The 24,324-nt window shown below is 45.5% G+C and carries 19 protein-coding genes; 3 read left to right on the top strand and 16 right to left on the bottom strand.

Features of this window, described 5'->3' with window-relative positions; all coding sequences use genetic code 11:
- Positions 1 to 3: 3 nt before the first annotated feature.
- The 11 genes from ACT89M_RS10670 to ACT89M_RS10620 form a co-directional block, all read right to left on the bottom strand.
- Positions 4 to 882 carry a carbohydrate ABC transporter permease gene (locus ACT89M_RS10670; RefSeq protein WP_090924410.1) on the bottom strand — a complete coding sequence of 293 codons (879 nt, stop codon included), beginning with the start codon at positions 880 to 882 and terminating at the stop codon, positions 4 to 6.
- Between the two features lie 29 nt (positions 883 to 911).
- Positions 912 to 1,802, bottom strand: a complete 891-nt coding sequence (locus tag ACT89M_RS10665) for an ABC transporter permease (protein WP_090924409.1) — start codon at positions 1,800 to 1,802, stop codon at positions 912 to 914.
- Between the two features lie 282 nt (positions 1,803 to 2,084).
- Positions 2,085 to 3,776 carry a type 2 periplasmic-binding domain-containing protein gene (locus tag ACT89M_RS10660; protein ID WP_154886476.1) on the bottom strand — a complete coding sequence of 564 codons (1,692 nt, stop codon included), beginning with the start codon at positions 3,774 to 3,776 and terminating at the stop codon, positions 2,085 to 2,087.
- 124 nt (positions 3,777 to 3,900) lie between these two features.
- The gene (locus ACT89M_RS10655; RefSeq protein WP_154886478.1) at positions 3,901 to 5,529 is read right to left on the bottom strand and encodes a response regulator; all 1,629 of its coding nucleotides are present in this window, start codon (positions 5,527 to 5,529) and stop codon (positions 3,901 to 3,903) included.
- Positions 5,530 to 5,555: 26 nt separating this feature from the next.
- Positions 5,556 to 7,310 (bottom strand): sensor histidine kinase, encoded by a 1,755-nt coding sequence (locus tag ACT89M_RS10650; RefSeq protein ID WP_154886480.1) that lies wholly within the window; start codon positions 7,308 to 7,310, stop codon positions 5,556 to 5,558.
- Positions 7,311 to 7,819: 509 nt separating this feature from the next.
- Positions 7,820 to 8,518: a hypothetical protein gene (locus ACT89M_RS10645; protein ID WP_154886482.1), complete on the bottom strand. Its 699-nt coding sequence runs from the start codon at positions 8,516 to 8,518 to the stop codon at positions 7,820 to 7,822.
- 175 nt (positions 8,519 to 8,693) lie between these two features.
- A complete protein-coding gene (locus ACT89M_RS10640; RefSeq protein ID WP_090924404.1) occupies positions 8,694 to 10,223 on the bottom strand; it encodes an ABC transporter substrate-binding protein in 1,530 nt (509 codons plus the stop codon).
- A 143-nt stretch (positions 10,224 to 10,366) separates the two neighbouring features.
- Positions 10,367 to 11,275 (bottom strand): carbohydrate ABC transporter permease, encoded by a 909-nt coding sequence (locus tag ACT89M_RS10635; protein ID WP_090924403.1) that lies wholly within the window; start codon positions 11,273 to 11,275, stop codon positions 10,367 to 10,369.
- Between the two features lie 17 nt (positions 11,276 to 11,292).
- The gene (locus ACT89M_RS10630; RefSeq protein WP_186809556.1) at positions 11,293 to 12,279 is read right to left on the bottom strand and encodes an ABC transporter permease; all 987 of its coding nucleotides are present in this window, start codon (positions 12,277 to 12,279) and stop codon (positions 11,293 to 11,295) included.
- Positions 12,280 to 12,460: 181 nt separating this feature from the next.
- On the bottom strand, positions 12,461 to 14,068 hold the full coding sequence (locus ACT89M_RS10625; protein WP_154886484.1) for a response regulator transcription factor: 1,608 nt from the start codon (positions 14,066 to 14,068) through the stop codon (positions 12,461 to 12,463).
- A complete protein-coding gene (locus tag ACT89M_RS10620) occupies positions 14,043 to 15,836 on the bottom strand; it encodes a sensor histidine kinase (protein ID WP_090924401.1) in 1,794 nt (597 codons plus the stop codon). The genes ACT89M_RS10625 and ACT89M_RS10620 overlap by 26 nt, the downstream gene beginning before the upstream one ends.
- A gap of 517 nt (positions 15,837 to 16,353) precedes the next feature.
- Here ACT89M_RS10620 and ACT89M_RS10615 point away from each other — a divergent pair.
- Positions 16,354 to 17,769, top strand: coding sequence for a hypothetical protein (locus tag ACT89M_RS10615; RefSeq protein WP_253500242.1), 1,416 nt, complete (start codon positions 16,354 to 16,356; stop codon positions 17,767 to 17,769).
- Here the strand turns inward: ACT89M_RS10615 and ACT89M_RS10610 are convergent.
- From ACT89M_RS10610 to ACT89M_RS10595, 4 genes are all read right to left on the bottom strand, one after another.
- Positions 17,762 to 18,373 carry a DUF4269 domain-containing protein gene (locus ACT89M_RS10610; protein ID WP_154886486.1) on the bottom strand — a complete coding sequence of 204 codons (612 nt, stop codon included), beginning with the start codon at positions 18,371 to 18,373 and terminating at the stop codon, positions 17,762 to 17,764. The two genes, ACT89M_RS10615 and ACT89M_RS10610, sit on opposite strands and share 8 nt — an antisense overlap.
- On the bottom strand, positions 18,370 to 18,582 hold the full coding sequence (locus ACT89M_RS10605) for a YwbE family protein (protein WP_090924399.1): 213 nt from the start codon (positions 18,580 to 18,582) through the stop codon (positions 18,370 to 18,372). The genes ACT89M_RS10610 and ACT89M_RS10605 overlap by 4 nt, the downstream gene beginning before the upstream one ends.
- Before the next feature lie 292 nt (positions 18,583 to 18,874).
- Positions 18,875 to 19,666, bottom strand: a complete 792-nt coding sequence (locus tag ACT89M_RS10600; RefSeq protein ID WP_154886488.1) for a polysaccharide deacetylase family protein — start codon at positions 19,664 to 19,666, stop codon at positions 18,875 to 18,877.
- Between the two features lie 79 nt (positions 19,667 to 19,745).
- A complete protein-coding gene (locus ACT89M_RS10595; RefSeq protein ID WP_154886491.1) occupies positions 19,746 to 21,776 on the bottom strand; it encodes a Na+/H+ antiporter in 2,031 nt (676 codons plus the stop codon).
- A 208-nt stretch (positions 21,777 to 21,984) separates the two neighbouring features.
- Between ACT89M_RS10595 and ACT89M_RS10590 the strand changes: the two genes are divergently transcribed.
- Positions 21,985 to 22,284 (top strand): hypothetical protein, encoded by a 300-nt coding sequence (locus ACT89M_RS10590; protein WP_154886493.1) that lies wholly within the window; start codon positions 21,985 to 21,987, stop codon positions 22,282 to 22,284.
- 95 nt (positions 22,285 to 22,379) lie between these two features.
- On the opposite strand, the gene ACT89M_RS10585 is transcribed toward ACT89M_RS10590, so the two are convergent.
- Entirely contained in the window at positions 22,380 to 22,862 is a 483-nt protein-coding gene (locus ACT89M_RS10585) for a MarR family winged helix-turn-helix transcriptional regulator (protein ID WP_090924395.1), read from the bottom strand.
- A gap of 286 nt (positions 22,863 to 23,148) precedes the next feature.
- On the opposite strand from ACT89M_RS10585, the gene ACT89M_RS10580 reads away from it, so the two are divergent.
- Positions 23,149 to 24,279, top strand: coding sequence for an FAD-dependent monooxygenase (locus ACT89M_RS10580; RefSeq protein WP_308722058.1), 1,131 nt, complete (start codon positions 23,149 to 23,151; stop codon positions 24,277 to 24,279).
- Positions 24,280 to 24,324 lie beyond the last annotated feature (45 nt).

Genomic DNA, 24,324 nt, shown 5'->3' with positions numbered 1-24,324 from the left:
GGCTCAGCCTTTTACTGAGCCCAGTGTCATACCTTTTACAAAGAAACGTTGCAGGAATGGATACACAATGAGAATCGGCGCACTTCCGATAAAGATTTGGGCTGCACGCACCGTCGTTTGCGAGATCGTTGCCATTTCCTGCGGATTCATCGCCATCGTGCTCATGTCACGTTTGATAATGACCGTCTGCATGAAGGTTGCCAAAGGATAATCTTTCGCATTGTTCATGTACAAGAGACCGTCAAACCACGAATTCCAGTGAAACACCATGCTGAACAGTGCAATCGTTGCAATGGAAGGCATGGAGATCGGCAGGAAGATGCTGAACAAGGTTCTGAAATGGTTCGCTCCGTCAATCAGTGCCGCCTCTTCCAGCTCTTTCGGAATGCCGCGGAAGAAGTTAAGCATCAGGATGACCAGGAACGTATTGACTGCACCCGGAAGCACCAGCACCCAGAAGGAATCCATTAGACCAATCTTTTGAATAACCATGTAGAACGGTACCAAACCGCCGTTGAAAATCATGCTGAAGACGAAAATCCAGGAGTATACCGTTCTGCCTTTGAACTCACTATTTTCCTTGGATAGCGGATATGCCGCCAGGAAAGTAATCAGGAGTGTAATACCTGTACCAATGACGGTACGAAGCAGTGAAATCCAGAGTGAGTTCAGGAAAATCGGATTATTCATTGTTTTTTTATAGGCTTCGAGGGAAAACCCTACCGGCCAGAGACTGACCAGATTTGCATCTGCCGCAGCCTTGTTACTGAACGATACAGCCAGTACATGAATCATTGGCACAATACACATGATAGCAATCAGAATAAGAAAACTGATATTGATGACATTGAAAATGCGATATGATGGTGATTTATGATACATCGTAGTCCCTTCCTTCTCTGTTCATTCGATTAGAATATGCGGTATCCGGCGTATTTCTTAGCCAGGCTGTAGGATACGAGGATCAGAACCATACTGATCACGGATTTGAACAATCCGATCGCAGTTGCAAAACCCATCTCTCCATTTTCCAGCGCCGAGCGATATACGAATGTATCGATGATGTCTCCTGATTGATATACGAGCGGATTGTACAGGTTGAAGATCTGATCGAATCCAGCGTTGAGTACGTTACCCAAAGCCAGCGTTCCAACGACCATCAACATCGGTACAAGCGAAGGAATCGTAATGTGAAGTGTTTGCTTCCAGCGGTTTGCTCCGTCGATCTCTGCCGCTTCATACAGCGCCGGGTTAATGCCCGCGAGGGCTGCCAGGAAAACAATCATGTTATACCCGAATTCCTTCCACACATCCGTCAAAATGATCGTTGGTCGGAACAAACTGTTATCTCCAAGGAAGAAGTAGGGTCCGAGGCCAAATGTGCCGAGCACCCGGTTTACAAGTCCTCCCGTCGACAACAGATCAAGCAGAATTCCGCCCAGGATAACCCAGGACAAGAAGTGAGGCAGATATACGAGCGTCTGGATCGTACGCTGAATGGCCATCTTGCGAACTTCATTGAGCAGAATGGCGAACACAAACGGGACAAACAAATTAAAAATCAGTTTGAGTACCGCGATGATGAGGGTATTCCAGATAACCTGCAAACTATCATCACGTTCAAATAAATATCTAAAGTTATCAAGCCCGACCCAATCCGAGCCGCTGATACCCATCCATGGTTTGTAGTCTTGGAATGCCATAACGATTCCGCCCATAGGCACATAACTGAAAATAATCAGAAAGATGATGGCTGGCAGCAGCATTACGTGGAATGGCCAAGTTCGTTTTAAAGTTCTCATGATTGCTCCCCCTGTAATTCTTCCTACTCAAGTACTCCTGAGTGGCTCTATAGGCAAATTATATCAACCTACCAGCACCCCAAAACAGCGCATAAAAGCAATATAAATGGCACAAAAGCAACTACTTTGGACATGTACTGGAAAGAGGGACTCTTGGAGCTGTATTCCCCCGTTTCGCAGGTTTTTTTATGCATTCTTCAAGGTTTGAAAAATGAAAAAACGCACAGACTTTTATCGTCTGTGCGTCACGTTTGGCTTTACATTTTCATCGTGTATAGCCGATTATTTTTTCACGCCGTCATACCATTCGTTCACTTCTTGAGTGATCTGATCGCCGCCACCGGATTTCCATGTTTGAACAAAGGTATCAAACGAATCGACCGGACTCTTGCCATAGATGATCTCATTAAAGGTCTGGTTCTCGATTTTGTTGAGGTAATCCAGTTTGGACTTCATCGTTTTCGTTGTAGGCCCTGTGAACATGTCTTTGAAAGAAATATCTTTCTGTTCCAGCAACACTTTCGCTGCTGCAGGCGTTTCAGGTCCGTAGTTCACCGCTACGTCTTTTTCCAGCTTCGTTTGCGGCTCTTTACCGTCTGCAAGATTCATCAATGCTTTCATCTGAGCATCCGGAATACGCGCGCCGTCACGAACAAGCAGGTAACGTACGACGTTGACATATCCACCATCGATTTCATCCGGTTTTTTCTGTTTGCCGCTCGCATCCAATTGATAGTCGTATCCATCGAACAAACCGTTATCATATTCACTTCCTGGCTTCGGATCTGCATAATTATCAAACAGGTAGTTTTGATACGTAAAGAATGCTTCTGGATGTGCCATATCTTTTTTGATCAATGTCACACCGTTAACAAACTGTGTTCCGTGACGCATCGCTTTACCATCGGGTCCAGCCGGGATAGCAATGGGCTTCCATACGGCACTTGGTACGTTCTTCACGGTATCGATCAATGGCCATCCACTCATCCAGTAAGGGCCAGGGATAATTCCTGCTGTACCTGCCACTGCCGGCTCAGCCGTTTTGTTCTCATCCCACAGCGCTGCTTCCTGAGGAATGTATCCTTTTGTCAGCCATTCATTCAGTTTTGTCAACCCTTGTTTCATGCCTGAGTTAATCGAACCATACTCCAGCTTGCCATCTGCACCTACATTCCATTGGGAAGGCAATGTACCATAAGCGCCGAAGATCCAAGATGGATCACCCATCCATGTATTCATGGATTTCTTGAAACCAATGCTCAGGGGTGTTACTTTATCCGGCGCAAGACCATCCGGATTTTTGTTTTTGAATGCATCCATAACCACTTCCAGCTCATCAATGGTTGTTGGTGCTTTCAAATTCAGCTTGTCCAGCCAGTCTTGACGAATCCAGAGCAGGTAGTCGTTGTTGTATGCGTAATCCAGTACGGGAATACCCATTCTTTTACCGTCACGGCTGTATTGATTCCATACGTTTGGATCTTGCTCCATCGCTTTTTTCCATGTGTCTGAAGCATATTTATCGAACAACGGTCCAACTTCCTGATACATACCCGAGTCGATTAAGTCTTGAGCCACCAGATTGTCCGGTTGTCCAATCGTAACGATATCAGGCATTTCCTGACCGGAAGACATCGCCAAACGCAATTTTGTTGCGAATGCACTGTTCGTATCCGTCACGGACCAAAGGGATTTGATATCAATACCAAATTTGTCCTTTGCCCATTTGGTAGCTACGTTATTTTCCATGGATTCACCGTTTTTAAATTTCAGTTCCGGGTCAATCCCCCAAGCCGTCGTGATCGTTACTGCAGGATCATACTTTTCTTTGTATTCATTTTGAGCTCCTGTGGAGCTGGGTGTTGCACTCTCTTTGCTTTCATTGCCACCTGAACATCCTGCAAGCACGACAGTCAGACACAGCGTTGTAGCGAGAAGCGACAAGAATCTCTTTTTCGTTGATTGCGCTCTCATGTTGTTCCCCCTTAAATCGTTTTGGTTACCCTTTCATTATAGGACGGGTCAGGTACATCAGCCTATGATACGAAATCAAGATTTCTGCACCTTTGCCAACCTATATGCTCGAATGATGTTGTATTTATGTCTGATCCCGGAATTCATTCGGTGTCAACCCATAATGTTTTTTGAACATTTTGCTGAAATATTGCGGATTTTGATATCCAAGTTCACTTGTGATCTCATATATTTTTTTATTCGTATTTTTAAGCAAATACAGCGCCCGCTCCATACGCATGCGAATCATATAATCTCCCAGGCCCTCGCCTGTCTCTGCTTTATATATTTTCGAAAGATATACCGGATGTAAATAGACTTTATCCGCAATCATCTTCACGGAGAGGTCTTGCCCGGTGTCTCTGGTCACCAGTTCCTGCACCTGTTTAATGACATGTCTACGACTCTGTGCTCCCTCCTGATCGGACAATTCCTCCTGCAGCTTCGCCAGCATATCCATGGCCCAGCGCCTTAGCTTCTCTGGAGATTGGATCAATTGATGAGCCAGCAACAAGTCAAACCCCGCATGGTCGATCTCGTGCACCAAGTGACCCTGTTTGTGGGCGATGTACATAAAAGCATTGGTAACCGACAAGTACATCTCATACACATACTCTCTGGACAAGCAAACCTGATCCGCCGCGTCAAAAACGGCATTCAACTTGGCGGCTGCTGTCCCCCATTGTTTGGTCTCCAGTAGCTGCGGCAGTACCGGTGGCTTGTACAACTCTTCAAGAGCCTGAGCCGCATCATTTTCGGGGCGCTTGTTGATGGTATTTTCCATATCCATATAGATGATCTTGTGTTCTTCCGGTCCAGAAAGGACAAGAGAACCCAGGCTTTTTCGATAAACGTTGGTGAGTTCTTTAAAAGGAAACGGAGGGGTCACAACGATGGATAAATCTCCTTGAAGATAACGCACCACATGCTCCCGGAAGGTCTCGGCGACATTACGTAATGGACTGTTAACCAACAGGGATTCTTCCGCCTGTTCCCTGTTCTGTAGGAACATCACCAAGCAATCATGTGGCCCGCGGCTGAACCAGACATGATAGGTCTCCCCGAGCACTTCCTCGGCGATATTTCCAACAGCAAAATCCATCAAATCAATGGACTGCTGATCCATGGATGCAAAACGTCCAGCAAGACGAATCAGCATCATCGCAGCAGGGTGTTCCGGCTCTATATGAAGCTCATATTGCTCTAATTGCTCGCGCAGCGCTTTCGACGAAACCTCTCGGCCAAGCAGCAAATCATGCATAAGGTTCTCTCTCAGAATCTTGTAATCGGATTTACGACTGTACAGGAGACGATGATATTTGTCGAACTCATCCCACTCATCCCGCAGAGAGGTAATCGCCGCTGATACCGAATTCATAAACTCATCATCATTAACAGGTTTTAAAATATAGTCAGCCGCCTGCAATTGAATTGCCTTTTTAGCATAATCAAAATCACTGTGACCTGTCAGCAGGATACAGCGCACATGAGGCCAGCGCCGGTTTACTTCCGAAATCAGATCAAGGCCTGTCATACCTGGCATGCGAATATCCGTCACGACGATGTCCACTGCATTTTCTTCCATAATCTCCAGCGCTTCCTTGCCCGATGCTGCACGCAACACCGTTGTGACTCCAAGTTCCCCCCAAGGAATCGTTAACTCCAAACTTTCTGTTACATATGTTTCATCATCCACAAGCAATATATCAATCAATGTGGTCACTCCCTAGTCCCTTATATTCACTCTTTGTCTTTCAGCAGAGGTTGCTGTTCCACTGGCCATGACAAGGTCACACGAATTCCCCCGAGCTCTGATTCCGCCAGCTCAATGCCACCCTTCCCTCCATACCTGAGTTGTAACCTCTGATTCACGTTCCACAATCCGCAGCCCATCTCCTGATCCATCGTACCTGCAAGTTTGATCAGCATCGCTTCTCGCTCTTCTTGCGTCATTCCTTGACCATCATCTTCGACAATCAAAAAAAGTGTACCGTCTCGTTGCTCACCGGACACCCGGATCTCTCCGGCTTCTGCATCCGCTTCGATACCATGGATGACCGCATTTTCAACCAGAGGTTGTACGATTAGCGGTGGCACTTCGATCCGCAACATATCTTCTGGCAGGTCCAGCGTGTAGTGGATACGTTCCATACGCATACGTTGAATTTCAAGATAGTTGGTCACAAATTCAATCTCTTCAGATAACGGAACAACATCCCGCTCCTGTCTTGTAGTGTACCTGTAATACCTCGATAGATTATGCGACATAGCCACAACGGCATCGACTCGCTTCAGCTTCGCCATACTCGTAATGAACGAAAAGCAATTATAGAAGAAATGCGGGTTAATCTGTGACTGCAATTGCTTTAAACGTGCTTCCCGGACATGGATTTGCTCAAGGTATACATGCTCAAACAACTGCTGAATCTTTTCCACCATGGAATTAAAACGTTCAGACAAAAAACTGAACTCATTACGGCCTTTGGGCTCAATACGAACCGAATAATCTTCTTGCTTCAATCGCTGGAAACCGCGAATCAGTTGCTTTACTGGTACTTGAACTTGCACATATAACAAGTACGCCGCAATACAACTCATCAGCAGCAGACAAATCATTGCAGAATAAAACAGCTGATTCGACTGGTGAATCGGTTTCAAAATATCTGAAAGCGGCATGTAATCGACCAAATACCAGCCGGTTGTACTCGATTTCACAGAATTGACCATGTATGGCTCATTTCCAATGACGATCGTGCGATTTTCTACGTCTTGCAGTGTGTGGCTAGATAATTCTTTGATTAATTGATTAGTTAACGTACGATCTGATGTCCGGTTATAGATCACCCCTGTCCCTTCGCGAAAATAGAACGGGTCATGCCTGCCGTCGCCTTTGAATTTATCGAGCATGTCACGGATATTATCGCTATCGAACTCCAGCTTGATAATCGTTTCTGCATTCTCCGCAGGATTCTCGATGCCATAAGGCGACACCGTAATCCAGCTGAATTTGAACCGATCATTTTGCCCGTCCTTAATCTTGTGCACATCCCAGCCAGAGATGAGGCTTTCTTTTAAAGCCTGCTTGTCATAAGTACGGGCATCCCTTTCCGAGATCACCCTGCCAAGCGATGGAGAGTACAGATATAATTTGGTCTCCCAGTTAGAAGAGCTTTCCTGGATACTCAGCTTGTTCTGGATTCGCTTGACGAGATTGATGGCATCCAGATCAAAATAACGGCTCTCCGCAAATATGCGCCGAAAGCTTGCAATATCGGGGTCATGAATCAGCAGGTTCGGCCAAGACGATAATAATTCAATATGGGTATTGACCTGATTCTGGAAAAATTCAAGCTGATTGCTGTTCGAACGATTAAGCTCAGTCCTTAGTACGGCTGTTGTTTTATGATTGGAATACCAGTACAGGAGCACAACGGGAATAAGCATGATCAGAATTAAAATGACCATCTTGGAAAACAGATTTGTCCGGTATGACATGGAAGTTTCATCTCGCTTTATTTGTTTTCTACTTTTACTATAGAAGTGGAACTAACGATTTTACACAATCCACTCCGATGACAGAATAACCTTCCATTCGCTGTTATCCCCAGATTTTTTGATTCCTTTTATAAAAGGGGAAATCCGGTGATAAAGGCGACCGCTTCGCTCTCCAGGTTTTTTCTGTCCTCTCCGTTAACGTGTAAAAAAGAGTTAACTTATATCGTGACATTAATTGTAATCAAATTGGTTGTAAATACAATCTATTTCTTGAACGAGGGCAAACCAAATCAATAGAGTGCCCCACTATCCATTTTAAGCGTTAAAGCCCCTATGAAAAAGGAGATAAAACCAATTTATCAGCACTAAATTCAACTTCTGTTCACGAAAAAAACCGGCATATCTGCCGGTTCCGTCCGTATAAGCCAAGCTTGTTTTTTATGTTTTCCTTCTGCAAGTGATTCATTATATATGTTATGTACTTGAAACTAGAGTCTGTTTATCACGAACTAAGGAATGTCATAATCAAAAACCGTATTTCTTCCATCGACTTCCACATCTAATACAATATCCTTCAATCTGCCCCTCACTTCGAGCGGGCTTTCCGCCACACCTGAAAATTCAAGTGTACCCGTGAATGTCTTCCTCGGCTCAATCCGAATCGGTCTCGCCTCTAGATGAACCGACTGTAATGATTCGGACAGCGGATCATCCTGATTTGAATAGCTTCCATACAAATCAGGTTTAACCATTACAGCAACCGCAGAGTTACTGTAATTTTTCAGCGTCAATTCACAGGTTGCCAAGGCATATCCATTAGATGACACATCATAGGTGCATGAGCTGTCATTCTGCATGTAAGATATGCTATTCATACCTGTTGCTCCCCATTTCACCACGTACATCAACTTGTCTGTCATAAATGAATAACAGAGTATGATAGCCAGAACAGCAATCCATAACGTTTTTGCTACAAGTGGAAACGTACACATGATCTCTTTACGCGTAAGATAATATCCACAGGCAAGCATTCCAAGTCCAAAGTACATCGTGATGTGTACACCACTTAAATAGGATGTGGTATACGGAGAAATACCAATGAATAATAACAGCGAATCCCCTACTGAGAAACCGAGATGATGTTTAAAGGTAAAGATGATGGCAAACAGCAATAATCCCCCTGAGAACACAAGCCTGGTTCTCGACACGAAAGCACCTCCTAATCAACCACCTGATTATATCATATTTTTCCTATTTTTGATTAACGATCCAGACACAAAAAAAGGAGTTATCGGTTTTTACCGATAACATCCCTTTTGGAGTCCTGCCTGATGAGATGCATTGGATGATGGAATCATGCGATCTCTCAGGACAGCTCTTTTATTATTTTTGAGCCAAAAATGCATCCAGTTGCTCTTGTTTGGCTGCGATAATCTTATCGATGCCTGCTGCTTTCAATTTTTCCAAATACTTCGGAATCATTTCATTCGGATCAACGGCACCCGAAGTCATTCCCGGCTTAAATTGTTTGTTGACGTTATTTACGGCCGCAATTTCATTTTTAACCGACTGGCTGTTAAACGTGAAACCAAGGGCAGGAGATTTTACACCTTTTGCGTTAAACTCTTTGAACTTTTCCCATTTCTGTGGATCTTCGTTATCCCACAGATAGTTCAGGAACTGGTTACCCAGTTGCCATTGTGCACCTGGATTGTAGGTACGGCTGTTTGCATCTACGCCGTCAGGCAACTTAATGATGTTCTCTTGACCTTCTACTTTTACATAGTGTTTGCCTTCAATACCGAAGTTGAGCAAATTGTTAATTTCTTTGTCAGAGTGTAACAAGTTAATGACTTGCATTGCTTTCTCCGGTTGTTCGGAAGAACGGGAGATCGCAAGCATTGCACCAGAGGCATCCCCAGTTGTAATCGTTGGACTGGTCATCTCAATTTGCGTGAGCGGATGACCTACATAACCTTCCTCTTCCTTGTCTTTACCTGGCTTCATACCATCCGTCCACATGAAGGCTTTACCGGCTTTCGCCTGATCTTTCGGGAATACATTGGACGTAGCTGCATCACTGTTGATGTAACCCGCTTGATACCATTTACGTGCAAGTTCGGCTGCTTCTTTGAATTCCGGTGTTTCCACCTCGTTCAAAACGGTAGTCTCTCCTGCGGTCTTAGAGATTACGCCAGGTACAGATGCATCACCGAGGTAATCCCAATCCAGATTTTCCAAGAGTCCATTACCATTCGTATTGGACATGTAGAACGGAGTAACAGACGGTTCGTTCTCTTTAATTGTTTTGAGCAGTGGTTCCAGATCAGCCCATGTTTTAACTGCTGTCAGGTCCAGTTTGTATTTATCAGCCAGATCCTTGCGCACCAGCACGCCACGTGTGGCAGCAAGCTCCTTGTTCGTTGGTACACCATAGTTCACGCCATCTACCTGGGAACCTTCCAGGAAAGCAGGGTCCAGATTTTTCTTGATATCCTGACCGTATTTATCAAGCAGTTCATTCAGCGGCAAGAATGCGCCCTTCGCCACGTTTACCGTGTAATTCTGCCAAGCAGCGGTAAAGATAATGTCTGCTTTTTCCCCTGATGAGATCATCAGGTTCAGCTTGTTATCCCACTGTCCCCAGTCCACAGCATTAATTTTGATGGTTGCCCCAATCTTGGGCTCCATCTTTTTATTAATTTCTGCTTCCACAAGAGCGACATCTTTCTGAGGTGTTCCCGGATAGAACAAGGAAACCTCATAAGGCTTTTCATTGTTTGTGTTCGGCGTACTGCCCTCAGCACCAGGTGTTGCAGAGTTTCCCTTGTCTGACGAACAGCCTGCAAGCACCAGTGCCAGTGCCATGGCCGCCGCCGTCATACGTGACCATACTTTTAACGATTGAACCAATTGAACCCCTCCTGTTCATATAATGGACCATTGTCTTCCACACGTTTACCGTTCTTCCCCAATTCCTCATAAACGGCAAGCTTTCTGTATATGCCCTTTCGTCTATCTTCGATTGACCATACTCCCTCCCTAACCGGCCGGAGTTATCCTTTCACAGCACCTACTGTCAGACCTTTGATGAAGTAACGCTGAAAGAACGGGTACGCCAGTACGATTGGACCGATACCGACGACAGCCATCGCCATTTGCAACGTTTTGTTTGGCAGATTGAGAAGTCCGCCCTGCGATGAGATCTGTGAAGAAACGTTAGAGTTGGTTGTTAAATATTGAATATCGAGCAGCGTCCGGTACATAAGGTACTGAAGGCTAATCGTCCGGTTATCCGAAATAAAAATCATACTAAGATACCAGTCATTCCAATAGTTCAGCGTACTGAACAGCGCCACGGTTGCCATAACCGGCAATGAAAGCGGCAGTACGATTCGCAAAAACGTTTTCAATTCACCTGCTCCATCGATACGTGCCGATTCCAGAATCGAAACGGGAATGGAGTTCGCGAAGAAAGTACGCATGACAAGTACAAAGAACGGTGATAAGAGCAACGGCAAGATCAAAGCGAGAATCGAGTTTTTCAAATCCAGCACGTTGACGTAAACCAGATACCAGGGAACAAGTCCACCGTTAAATAACATGGTGAAGAAGATGAAAAAGGCGAACCAACCTCGGTATGGCAGATCTCTCCGTGATAGTGGATAAGCATATAATGCGGTCAGCGCAACACTCGTAATCGTACCAACAACCGTTACGATGATAGAAATTCCATACGAGTGGATGATCTGATCCATATCTTTAAAGAGGAATTCATAGGCCGTGAGGCTGAATTGCTCCGGTATAAGCTTGTAGCCATTCGCAATAACCGTTGTTTCGTCCGAGAAAGAGATGGCGAAGACCAGTATGATCGGCACGATACAGGCAATGGCATAGAATAAAAACATGAAATGAATGACAGCAGCAGAACGCTTGGATACAGCTAATGGATCACGTGTTTTCACAACTGACTTGCCTCCTCTCAAAATAGTGCATTATCTTTGTCGATCCGTCTGACGATGGTGTTGGACACCAGCACCAGTACAAATCCGACAATCGCTTGATATAGACCTGCTGCAGATGACATCCCGATGTCTCCACCAATGAGGAATGTCCGATATACATACGTATCAAGAACGTTGGTTACAGGGAACAACGCACCTGATTCCAGCGGAACCTGATAGAACAAGCTGAAGTCTGCATAGAAGATCCGGCCAATCTGAAGCAATGTCATAATGACAATCAGCGGGATCAAAAACGGAATGGTGATAAAACGAATCTGATGCCACTTCGATGCACCATCCAGCACAGCCGCTTCATAATATTCTTCATCAATGCCCACAACAGCGGCCAGATAAATGACGGCATAATAACCGATATTTTTCCACGTATTCACAAGCGGCAAGATGTACGGCCAATACTTCGGTTCCGAGTACCAGTCAATTGGCTGTCCTCCGAACATTTGCAGTATGGTTGAGTTCATGAATCCCGAGTCCTTGCCGAGGAAAGCCAAAACGAGATAACTAACCACAATCATCGATAGAAAATAAGGTAACAACATCAGCGACTGATACAGTTTGGACATCGCTTTGTTTTTAACTTCGTTAAGCAAAATGGCGAGACCTACACCGACAGTAAGATTGAGTGCAATAAACACGGTGTTGTATGCAAGGGTGTTTCGCGTAATTTCCCATGCATCGCTGGTCGAGAACAGGTATTTAAAATTGTCCCACCCGCTCCACGGGCTTCCCCAGATTCCATCCGCGTAGTTTACATTTTTGAATGCGATCAGAACGCCGAACATCGGCATATAATTGTTTACCAGCAGAAACAGAATGCCTGGCAAAAACATCAGGTAAAGTACCTTGTACTTGCCAAGATTGTACAACACGGACTTGCGCTTTCGAACCGTGCCTTCCGGTATCTCCGATATCCGTACGCCCTTACCCGCTTGGGGTTGTGTCTTCATAACGTGTTCTCCCTCACTCCTCTTGAATTCTTCCTCAGGATGAAGCTCCGTGCGCCTCCTGTGGTTCAAGTATACGGCGGGGCGATCAAGTCCTCTATCTGCTGTGGTGACCTATTCAGTTATCAAATTATGACTTTGATGCCATAAAAAACAAACAAAAAGCGCAGCATGCTGCGCCTGATTACATGGTTCTGGATTGTTTGCGAAACTCCTGTGGTGTAATGCCGGTACATTTTTTGAACATTTTCGTAAAATGAGAGTAATTATAGTATCCGACCTTACCCGCAATATCCGTTACCTTGACGGTGGATTGAGATAACAACGTTTTCGCCATGGCCACTCTGCGCTGAAGGATAAACTCGGACAGAGACATTCCCTTTTCTTTACGGAACAAACGTGACAAATATGCCGGGTTAAATCCGGCAAAAGCAGCCAGTTCCTCCCGCATCAGTTCTTCTCCAATGTGGTTTTCAATATAGATACATAACTGATCTACAATCGACATCGGGTTCTGATCATCCGGGTACAATACGGGAATGACACGATCTATGAGATCCAGAGTCCATTGTTTCAACTGCGGTAATGACCTCGTGACTACGGCTTCTTCCGGCTCCCGTTCTCCGGGGTACAAGCTGCGGATGGATACATTTTTCTGATGCAGCAGCGGGTAGACAACGTGCAACATCGCATGATAATAGAGCCGTAACATCTCTGGAGATAACCCATCCTGGGCAGCAAGTAAATCAAAAATTTCATCCACACGTTCACGCAAATCTTCTACCTTGCCGGTTTCAAAAAGGATAGACAGCTCCGAGAACCACGGGATAGGCAAAAACCGATCCTCCTGATCCCGCTCATCATACACAAAAACCTCTTCGAGCTCTTTAATGTTGCGGCGCTCCATGTCCATGAGTTCATTCAACATGCCTTGCAATTCGGTTACAGCTACCGGTGCACCTACATAACAGGATAGCCGGCAGTAGAAGTATGTGCCGCACTCCTGAATGTAACGCTGACAACGTTGCTCCGCTTCACTAGCTGCAAGGATGACATCATCTTGCTCATAGGCTAGCACTATATTTAAGCCACTGTGATCCTGGAACACTTCACCCGGTTTCTCTCCGAGTAATATTTCTCTCGCTGCATTGCGTAGAGCATATTCCAGTACCTCTTCATCGCGCAGATTAAATTCACGTACCCACTCTTCAACGGAGATTACGATGGGCAGTACACGAACCTCAGGATCAATCTCTGCACCGTACAGTTCGGCAAGTTTTTGCAGCCGTTGTGGAGTAAGTGCACTTCGCTGAGATACTGCGTCCTTCCAGAAACGTTCCGTCAGGAGTGGTTTATGGGTTTTCCAGCGTTTGTATACGGTTTCGTAAACTTCGTTCGTTCGTGTGCGTTGCTCTCCGTCTCTAATCTTCTCCAATGCTCTTGTAACTACTTTGAGCAGTTGGTCTGCGGGAGCAGGTTTCAACAGATAATCAAAACTATTCAGTTTGATGGCGGTCTGGGCATAATCGAAGAGCGCATGACCTGTCAGAAAAATCGTCAGAATGCCAGGGTCATGCTTCAATACCCAGCTCTGCAGGTCGAGCCCGGTTTCCCCGGGCATCTCGATGTCGCAAATCAGAATGTCGATAGCATGGGTTCGGATGACCTGCCGGGCTTCCTCCACATCACATGCACCGAATACCTGGTCAATTCCGGCTGCATTCCAGTCCACTCCCTCCAGCATGGCTTGCAGGGCATACACTTCATCATCCACGATCAACAGGTTCCGCATGATTTCCTCCTTCTTGCTCCTCGGTCTGAGCAGGCAAATAAATGCTTACTGCAGCGCCTCCGTCTATCCTATTTTCAAACGTTAACCCGGCCTCCGGACCATACTTCACCAGTAACCGATGTGCAACATTCCATATCCCGATGTGTTGCCCCCCGGGATCTTTGGCATATTCTCCCCGTTGTAGTTGTTCTAGTAGCACGGGCTTGAACCCGACCCCGTTGTCCACAATCTGTAGCAGGAGCATACCATCTTCGGCCTGACTACTGGACGTTTCCGTCAGACGCGCGGTAATCCGAATCACAAACGACTGCATTCTGCGTTGAAAACCATGGATAATTGCATTTTCGACAAAAGGCTGAATTGTCAGCGGCGGAAGCACAACATGTCCCACTTCTGGATCGATATCCAGTTCAAAATCCAGCTTGCTCGGGAACCTTAACTTCTGAATTTCAAGATAATGTCGAATGTGCTCCATCTCTTCGTTTAGCGTGATCACTCGTTTGCCAGCCCTTAAGCTGGATCTGAAATAATCAGCCAGATGACCAGCCATCTGTTGCACCAGTTCATGTTTTTGCAAGGAAGCGAGGCTATGAATAATATTCAGGGAATTCAGATAAAAGTGAGGATTAATCTGCATCTGCAATTGCTTGAACTCCGCCTCTCGCGTACGCAGTTGCTCTTCATATACATCAATCTTCAAATGTTGAATTTCCTGAATCATCTGATTGAAGCTACGTGTCACAAACTCCAGTTCAGACGAAGACGGTGCCTCCAGCGTTACATCGAGTTCCCCTCGGCTAACCCTTCTCATTCCCCGAATAAGCGCATTCATTGGACGGAACAGAAGCTGTCTTAGGAAGAAAAGTGCTGTGATCAAAATAACGGCCGCCCCGATCGGAAGTAGCCTGATGATCTGTTGGAAAAACGGCAGGTTACGCATCATATCTTCCTCTGGCAACAAGACGATATAATTCATATCCGACATGGCTGAGGGAATACCCACCATTAAATACTGACGAGCAGTACTATCCGGCTCCGAGATGACCTGATACGGACTCTCCAAATCGGTCAAATGATCGCCGACCAGCTTGATCTGCCCCTTATTTAACGTAGAATCAGATAATGCTCTGCCATCAGGTGTAACGATCACCGCTCCACCTCTGTCACCTGATTCAGCAAACTGTTGTGTGTCATTCAGCGCATTCATATCGACCAGTGCGCCAGCATAGAACTGCTGATTGATACGTACCGTTTTCACAAGTGCATTAAATGATCCTCCGCGGACGATGCTCCATTCCGGCCTTTGGATATCCCCTTCGAGCTGCCGCATCTGTGCAGGCATATTGCGCTGTACCACCGATTTTTTAATATCATAATTGCCCGCGGTTGCCAGCAACAGGTCATCATTCACCGCATCATACAAATAAAAAGAATCGATAAGATTATAGAAACCGATATCGGTCATAAACTTGTTCATGATTCGCTGCTTGGCAATGATGTAATCTCCGCTTCCGTATTCAAGAAAAAACAGCGAGATAATATCAGGGTCACGCTCACCCAAGCTGTATAAATATCGATTGGTTTCCTGTAATACACGCTCATTTTGTTCCACGTTTTTGGCCAAATGATTCATATTGGTGAGGGATACCTTATCACGTACGACCTTCATGGCATACACATTGTTATAGTACAACAGCATAAACAGCGGTAGCATGATTAACGTAAGTCCCACAATAAATTTAAAGCGTAATGAACGGATCAAGTTCATACATTAACGTCCTTTTGATTCAGGCTGGCTGAATTTTTTCTAATTTCTACCTGAAGATGGCATGTATATTGTAATCACCTCAGTTTGCCGTTGTCTATCAGGTTCGGTGACCCGCTGATGTGTGTTATCGTGACTTGCTATAGTCGTAGTCCCCTGTCGTGTGTTTGCTCGTTTCACTCATATAATTCTCTGGATGTAAAAAAAATCCTGCTCTATAAGTTGAACTAAAGACGTTTACACCGGGGCACTCCAATAACAGAATAACCTTCCAATCGCTGTTATCCCCAGATTTTTTGATTCCCTTTTATTAAAGGGAAAATCCGGTGATAAAGGCGAGCGCTCCGCTTTTCCAGGTTTTTTCTGTCCTCTCCGTTTTTGTGTAAATGAATAGTTCAATTTATAAAAGCAGGACATATCCTTAGATAATCACCACCTCCTTGAACATGCGGGTCTGACATGCATAGGATATAGCACTCCCAGGATCAATGACCAGGGAGTGCAGGAGGCTGTCATCATGATGAATATTCAACTTGTCCCGTTGCATTATGTATATTTGGCATTTATTGTCCTGATTATCGCTGTCATGGTTCGGCGCAAAGATACAACCATTATCTGTGTCGCAGGCATTATGACCATCGGACTGCTGGCAACTGAAACATTAAGTGGCTCCGTCACCGGGGTTTTTAACAGTTTTATCTATGCAACGAAGGAATTGTTAAGTACAATCTTTATCATCTCAATTATCGTAGCGATGAGCCGTGTTCTGATCCGTACAGGTATTAATGAAATCATGGTCACACCGCTCACCCGATTTATTCGCACGCCTCAAGCTGCATACTGGGGCATTGGACTTATCATGATGGTCGTATCTTTATTTTTCTGGCCATCTCCTGCAGTAGCCTTGATTGGAGCAGTACTTTTGCCGGTAGCGGTTCGTGTAGGTTTACCTCCGATTGGAGCCGCCATTGCAATGAACCTGTTTGGGCATGGCATTGCCTTGTCAGGGGATTACATTATCCAAGGTGCTCCCAAACTTACTGCAGACGCAGCAGGTATTCCAGTTACGTCAGTAATGGTTGCGAGTGTTCCTCTCGTCGTCGTCATGGGCACGGTATCTACTCTTACCGCCTTTTGGATGCTTCGCAAAGAAATGAAGACCCCCAAATGGAAGGAACAGGAGTTTGCTCCACGGCAGCAGCCGGCGTCTAAGTCACAGTCAGAACCAAATGAGTCTGCACCAGTTACCACATTGCCTCTTCGTCTGAGAAAAATATTCGCTATACTCATTCCGTTGTTATTCGCACTGGATGTCGTACTGATGTTTGTGCTGAACCTTCAGGGCGGGGATGCAACGGCACTAATCGGGGGAACCGCCGTCGTTATTCTGATTGCTGTTTCCATTGCCGCACACCGCCATAACGGATCAGAGGAAACGACTAATTATCTTATCGAAGGATTCCAGTTCGGATTCAAAGTATTTGGTCCGGTCATTCCGATTGCCGCATTCTTTTATCTCGGGGATGCTGCTATAACGGAGTTATTTATGAATCCACTTCCTGAAGGCTCACACGGGATCGTCAATGATCTTGGCGTTGCATTTGCGGGGATTGTGCCAATGAATGGAACCGTCGGGGCGATTACGATGACCGTCACTGGAGCTGTAACCGGTCTGGATGGCTCTGGTTTTTCGGGAATTTCCCTCGTAGGTTCCATTGCTGCCATGTTTGCAGGTACGACAAACTCGGCTCCGGTACTTACCGCACTGGGCCAGGTAGCCGCAATCTGGGTTGGCGGCGGAACGTTGATTCCGTGGGCATTAATTCCGGCTGCCGCAATTTGCGGGGTCAGCCCGTTTGAACTTGCGAGGCGTAATCTGAAACCGGTTATCATCGGATTAACGGTAACTACAATTGTAGCGATCTTTCTCATTTAAATGTGACGCGTGATCTGGCAAAGTCCCACAGCTCCGGTTTCTGCAGGCTGGCTAGATCTCTCATTGCTATGTAAGGATCACCCTCTAACCCTAGTACATGGGCGAAGGCAGGCTCTGTTTTCCACCCTGCTTGCTTAAGTCTGCGAATCTCGCGTTGCCCTACCTCTCCCCATAACTGCAACAAACTCCATTCGACCTGCATATGTAAGTAGGCATTCTGCTGATCGACAGGAGTTGCTTGGGCAAATATTTCAACAGGCCATAATCCCAAGCTCAGTTTACATGTGACATATACGTTCTGACCTGAGGCACTATCTCCGAACGTCCACTCTGTCCTTCCGTTCACCGCAATGCTCTCTAGTTGCCTAGCCATCTTAACTTGGAAAGCGTTCAGATCTTCTGAATAACACAGGATGTCCAGATCACTATCAGGAAGATGCACGTCAATCGGTACCGTCCCCGCAGGGAACGCAGCGTGGGCAGAAAGCATGAAAAGTAGTCCGCTCTCGTGCAACACACGGTAAGCATCTTGTTGCTGTTGATTGCCAACCGACAGGTGCGCCATTACTTTTTCGGTCGTATCCAGCCTCCCGTTCACACTCATTGCGGATGATTTCCTGCAGAAATTACTTGTTTCACTCGCCCCACTTGACCGTTTGTCAATCTCACCTTGATTCCATGAGGATGTGAAGGAGACTTGGTTAACAGATCCTTGACGATTCCTCTCGTGAGTTTGCCACTGGATTGATCCTGTTTCAGTACGATATCGACCTCTAAACCAGGTCTGATGTCAGCTCTTTTTTGTCCATTCAACTTGTTCACCTTCTCTATTAACATAATACTGTCTGATATAAAGACTTTATCTATTGTAGACGTTTCGATTGTAAAACAAAAGCCTAGAACTTATTTCCAATCAATTTGCAGCATACCCGCCAAACCGAGGTTCAATGAATAACTTCACGACAAACAGCCGCAAAGCATCATTGGTTCAGCTTGATTGCGGCTGTGATTAGCTTAGACTTACTAAAAAAATCTTACTTTCCAACACATTCTAGGTGCAGCTGATTTTACAGATGAATCTTTCAATCGCTCTCAATCGCCTGCACTACGGATGCTTTCGTGGTAATGAGGACGACACCCCGCCCTTGGCAGCTTCACGAGCTTTCACAGCCAGAAGTTCAGATACGGTAACAAATTGATAACCCTGTTCCTGCAGTTTGGGCAAAATCATTCGAAGAGCATCAATCGTATGGGATTTACTTTCCACTTTGTCATGAAACAAAACGATGTCTCCATTACGAGCATTATTTAATACTTTGTTTGTAATCGCTGATACACCAGGTAGAGCCCAGTCTCGAGTATCCTGATGCCAAGACCATAATACGATCGTATAGCCCTTCTGCTTCGCCGCCTGAATCACCATATCGTTATAATACCCCCCAGGAGGTCTGAACAACAGTGGGCGCTCCGCACCAGCATTTACAATCGAAGCTTCTGCCTCTTGCATGTCTTTCAAGTACTTGTCCGCTGTTGTTGAACGAACCGCATACGTGTGTGCAAATGTATGATTTGCGATCTCATGTCCTTCACGTTGCTCCTGCATGACGATGTCAGGAAATTTCTCTGCCCATTTGCCGAGTACAAAAAAAGTTCCCTTCGCATGATACTGTTTGAGCAAAGCTAAAATCTGCGGTGTCTGAACAGGGTCTGGTCCATCATCAAAAGTCAGAGCGATCAGTTTGTCCTGCGTGGGGACTTCCCATACGATCTCTCCCCGTTCTTCATAATACTGACGGTTCTTCTGCACTGGCTTGGCATACGCCCAACTTGTCGAACTGCCAAGGATTGTTCCAGTCAGTACGAACAATGCGATGAATCGGGTAGCTTTCAGGTTCATGTAATATCCTCACTTTGAATTTCATACGTCAAACTCTACGTTAGCATTGCCCGATTCATGCGAACTCATGAATAATCCATTAATCGTTTTTAAGAGCTGTTGCCTCTACATCATTGATATAACGACGTAATCTGGCTGCAACATCGCGTGTAATCTCTCCGTTCTCATACAGCTGTTGTATTGTATTGCGTTGCTCCTGAATAGCTACCATCTGAAGTTCCAGTTTATCCTGATTGAACGGATCTTCCGTCGTCTTATCCTGATTCCACGCACGTAACTTTGCGATCACCCGTTCATATTTGGAAATAACCGCGAGAGCCGCCACACGATTGGAGTCATTCATATGTGCCCGGATGGCTTTGATTGCTGCCTGAGAGGTGCGTAGCTTCACCTTGCGGAACAGTTCGGCATTTTCAAGCATAAAGGGCTGATCTGGTTTGCTGGAACGGTTGGTGAACAGTTGACCCAGCATTCGTCCAATCTCATTGAGCGACGCCAGCAGTTGAGTGTTCGTCCGGTTGGAGAGCATCATCTCCTTACGATCCAGCCAGTTATCACATTTGAAAGCCGCTTCAGGCCCAAGGGCATTTTCATCCATCATCACTTCAATCTCTTTGCGCTCAGCCCGGGTAGCAATTAGATTGATCGCTGTTTCCTGCTTCTGCATTGCTTTACGATTATCTGCTGTAAACTGCCCTGTCGCCTGTTTAATATATTTGGACAGGTCAGACACAACGGCCAGTGCGGCAGCTTTATTTTCATCGTTCATTTCAGACTTGACTGCTCGAATAGCGGCATTCAGCATAATGTCCTGTGCTCTGCGTTCAGATTTCTGAGGTGTATTTTCATCGGAGGATTTCCCCTCTTCCTTGGCTAACACAGGTAACAACGCGCTCGCCGCAATCAGAGAGAACAAAATAACACCAGCCGCCAGAAAAATAATTAAATCACGTTCGGGAAAAGGCGACCCGTCCTGAAGCACAAATGGAATCGAAAATGCTCCAGCCAGTGTCACTGCACCTCTTACTCCCGATAGAGAGAGAATAGTAATCTCCTTGAAGCGTGGTTTGCCAATAGCGGACTTCGCACGTAGCCATTCATTGACTTGCCAGAACAGATAAATCCACAAGAAACGTAACAACACAAGTAGAACGGAGATGATCAGTACATAACCCAGCACCTCGAAGTTATTGAATGATACGTTAACAAAGATCTTACTAAGCACATCGGGAACCTGCACGCCGAGAATGACAAACACCAGACCATTCAATATAAATAAAATAACAGACCAAGTGCTCGCAGACACCACTTGCATCTTAATCTGAACCGATTCTGCCCGGTCACGCTCAATCGCATGAATGATCCCGCCTGCAACCACGGCCAGAATGCCGGAGACCCCGATTTCTTCACTCAAGAGGTAGATGACGAATGGAGTCAGAATCTGAAGCAACATATGAATCGTTACATCTTCCATGCCCAGTCTGCGAATCCATACCCCGAGCCGAATAAACAAAAAAGACATGAGCGCACCAGCAAGCAGACCTCCTACGGCAATGATAATGAAACTGAATGTGGCTTGAGTGAGTGAGAAAACACCCGTAACCGTAGCTGCGATAGCAAATTTAAATGCAACCAGGCCCGAAGCATCATTCATTAATGCTTCTCCTTCAAGAAGTCTATGTATACTTTTGGGCAGATGTACACGTCCGGCCATGGCACCTACAGCAACTGCATCTGTCGGAGAAAGAATGGCCGCAAGCGCAAATGCGGCAGGAAGTGGAATGGTCGGAATCAGCCAGTGTATGGCATATCCGGCAACAGCAACCGTAACAAATACCAGTCCCAGTGCAAGCAAAAGAATCGGCGCTCGCAGATTCCATAGTTCGTTCCTTGGCGTTCTTTTTCCATCGTTATACAATAAGGGCGCAATAAATAGCACAAAAAACAATTCCGGATTCAATGGTAGATGTACACCTGCTGGTAGCAGAGCTACAGCTACTCCCAGTGCAATCTGAATAAGCGGAACGGGAATAAAAGGGACAAACCGGTTCAACACGTTAGATAGACCGATCAGTCCGAGTAGTGCAAGTACCGCAATGAATAGTTCCATGATGACAACCCTTTCCGCTATATAAGTCATGAATCGTTCGTGATGCCTTTATTTTAACAAAAGCATTGATGTTTATAACAAAGTTTTCATATTCATTTACCCACTTCAATCATGCTGATACACATCGTACCGAAACATTTTGATTGAGTTCATATATAAGATGTACAATATGTTAAGGACATACTCAGTCGGAAAGGAACGTTCAACTATGGCTTTTGGGATTAAACGGCAAGAACTTACAGCTTGGAAAGAACGAGTCGCTCGCGGTGAAATCGCCTATCTCACTCATTTCTGGATCGATTCCAGATTTCCCGGCATAACCAGTGTCACCAAAGTAGGCTGTGCAGACCTTGACCGCCTGGAACAATGGTGTCGTGAACACGGGTTAGACCCGCGTTATATTCACCGAAGACAGCCCTTCCCTCATTTTGACTTAATGGGCAGCCGGCAGAAAGATATTCTTATACAGGAAGGCTTCAGCGATCATGTATCTCGCTTTCATCTATAGCTCTGTTATAACACGCAAAACGCCAGTCTTCACATATTCATACCCGGTACCGGGTACAAATGCATGAGGACTGACGTCTTCAGGTGTCATATGCATTAACGATAGGTCTGCTCGAAAGATTTCATATTTTCCAGCAGCTTCATTTCTATTTTTTTGAGCATGCCCAGCATTAACTGCTGTTCTTCCTCCGTAAGCGCTTGTAACAGTTCCCATGTCATGCGGCCACGATTAGCATTCAACGTTCTGGCTAATTGCTCTCCCTCATCCGTTAAGGATAGCCAGACGATTCTGCGATCTTCCTCGCTGCGTTCACGTTGAATCAAATTTTCGCTTTCAAGTTGATTAAGTACAATCGTCGTAGCTCCAGAGGACAGACTAAGCTGACGCGCAACATCAACTGCCATGCAGCGTTTTTCACGTAAAATCATGCCCAATATATGGCTTTTTGTTGGATTCAGCTTGCAGTTCGTTTCTGACTTTTGCTGTTGATCCAATACTTTGTTTTTATATCTGAAGAAGGCCTCCAACAATTGATCAACGTTTGCCAATTGCGAGTTTCGCTCCGTATTCGGGCTCATATCCGTTCCTCCTGCCTTTCATTGTAACCTGCCTTATATTGTAACATATTTACACACATTTGGTTGTGAAAAAAAAGATTGCCTGGTGAGCAAAATGGTTGCGTCCCTTTATGTTGATAAAAAAATTGAATTTGGCCTATTGTATATAAAGAACACTTTGTTTATAATAACGTATATCTACTAGGTTACTTTTAGTTACTTAATTATTTAAATAAATTTGTTATCATAAAGTAAACTTCCGTCCACTACTAGATTTTCACTACTATATAGCAAGGGAATAATGTACATGAAATTGATGAAATCTCAGACAAACGATACACTCTACACGGATGTCTGCATTGTCGGGGCAGGGCCCGGAGGCGCCTTGCTTTCATATTTGCTTAACCAGAAAGGTATCTCTACATTACTCATTGAGCGACAGCCTCATCTGCATAAATCATTCCGTGGAGAACTGCTGAATGCAGATGGCGAAGCTATTTTGAACAAACACGGATTATATTCCCATATTCAAGAGCAGGGCTTGTTGCATCTAGAGCAGATTCAATATTGGGAAGAAGGAAACATCATCCATACCATTAACCCCGATCCAAGCAAAGGGGAGCATCATGTTGGCGTTCACGTACCACAAGATCATCTCCTCGAAGCGATTACGGCCCAGACTGAAGCGCTAAGCCCGTTATATCAGGTTCGCTTCAATACAGTCATGACCGGGTTGCTTCGGGACAAAGATGGTCATGTTGTTGGCATTAACGTGCGTCAAAACGGTGTTCCTGCCTCCATTAGAGCATCTGTCGTTATTGGAGCGGACGGTAGATATTCGGCGGTGCGCAAACATGCCGGCCTTGCACCCGAGATTCGCAAACACGGCTACGATCTGTTATGGGCTCGTATTCCTGCCCCACCAGGATGGGAACCTGCTGTTCGTATGGCAAGTATGGATGGGCAACAACTCGCGTTATTTTCACAATACGGCGGTTATGTACAGATTGGATGGAACATTCCCGAAGGAGGATATGCTAAGTTGCGTGAACAACCCTTTGCTCCTTTTGTAGGCAAGCTGGTAGCAGCTTTCCCCTGTCTTGCGGATTCTGTCGCTGCGCATATTAAGGACTGGAGTGACTTTGTGCTACTGTCTGTAGAGAGCAGTTATAGCTCCAAGTGGGCGGAGGATAATGTCGTACTCATTGGCGATGCTGCTCATACGATGACACCTACAGGAGCATTTGGCTTGAATGCTGCGCTTGAGGATGCCGATGTTCTTGCCGAACTGCTTATGCAGATGGCACAAAATAAATTCACATCTTCCGATGTGCTACAGCAACTGCAGGTCATTCGTGGCTCCAAAGTACAGCAACAACTGGCACGCCAAGTGCACATGGAGTCCTCTTTTCAGCAACGGTATGAATCCTTTCGCTGATTGCGAATCCATGAATACACAACATCAGCGTATTTCTTTTTTCGT

The sequence above is a fragment of the Paenibacillus sp. NN59 genome (assembly GCF_057597225.1).
This window is presented reverse-complemented; position numbering and strand designations above follow the sequence as displayed.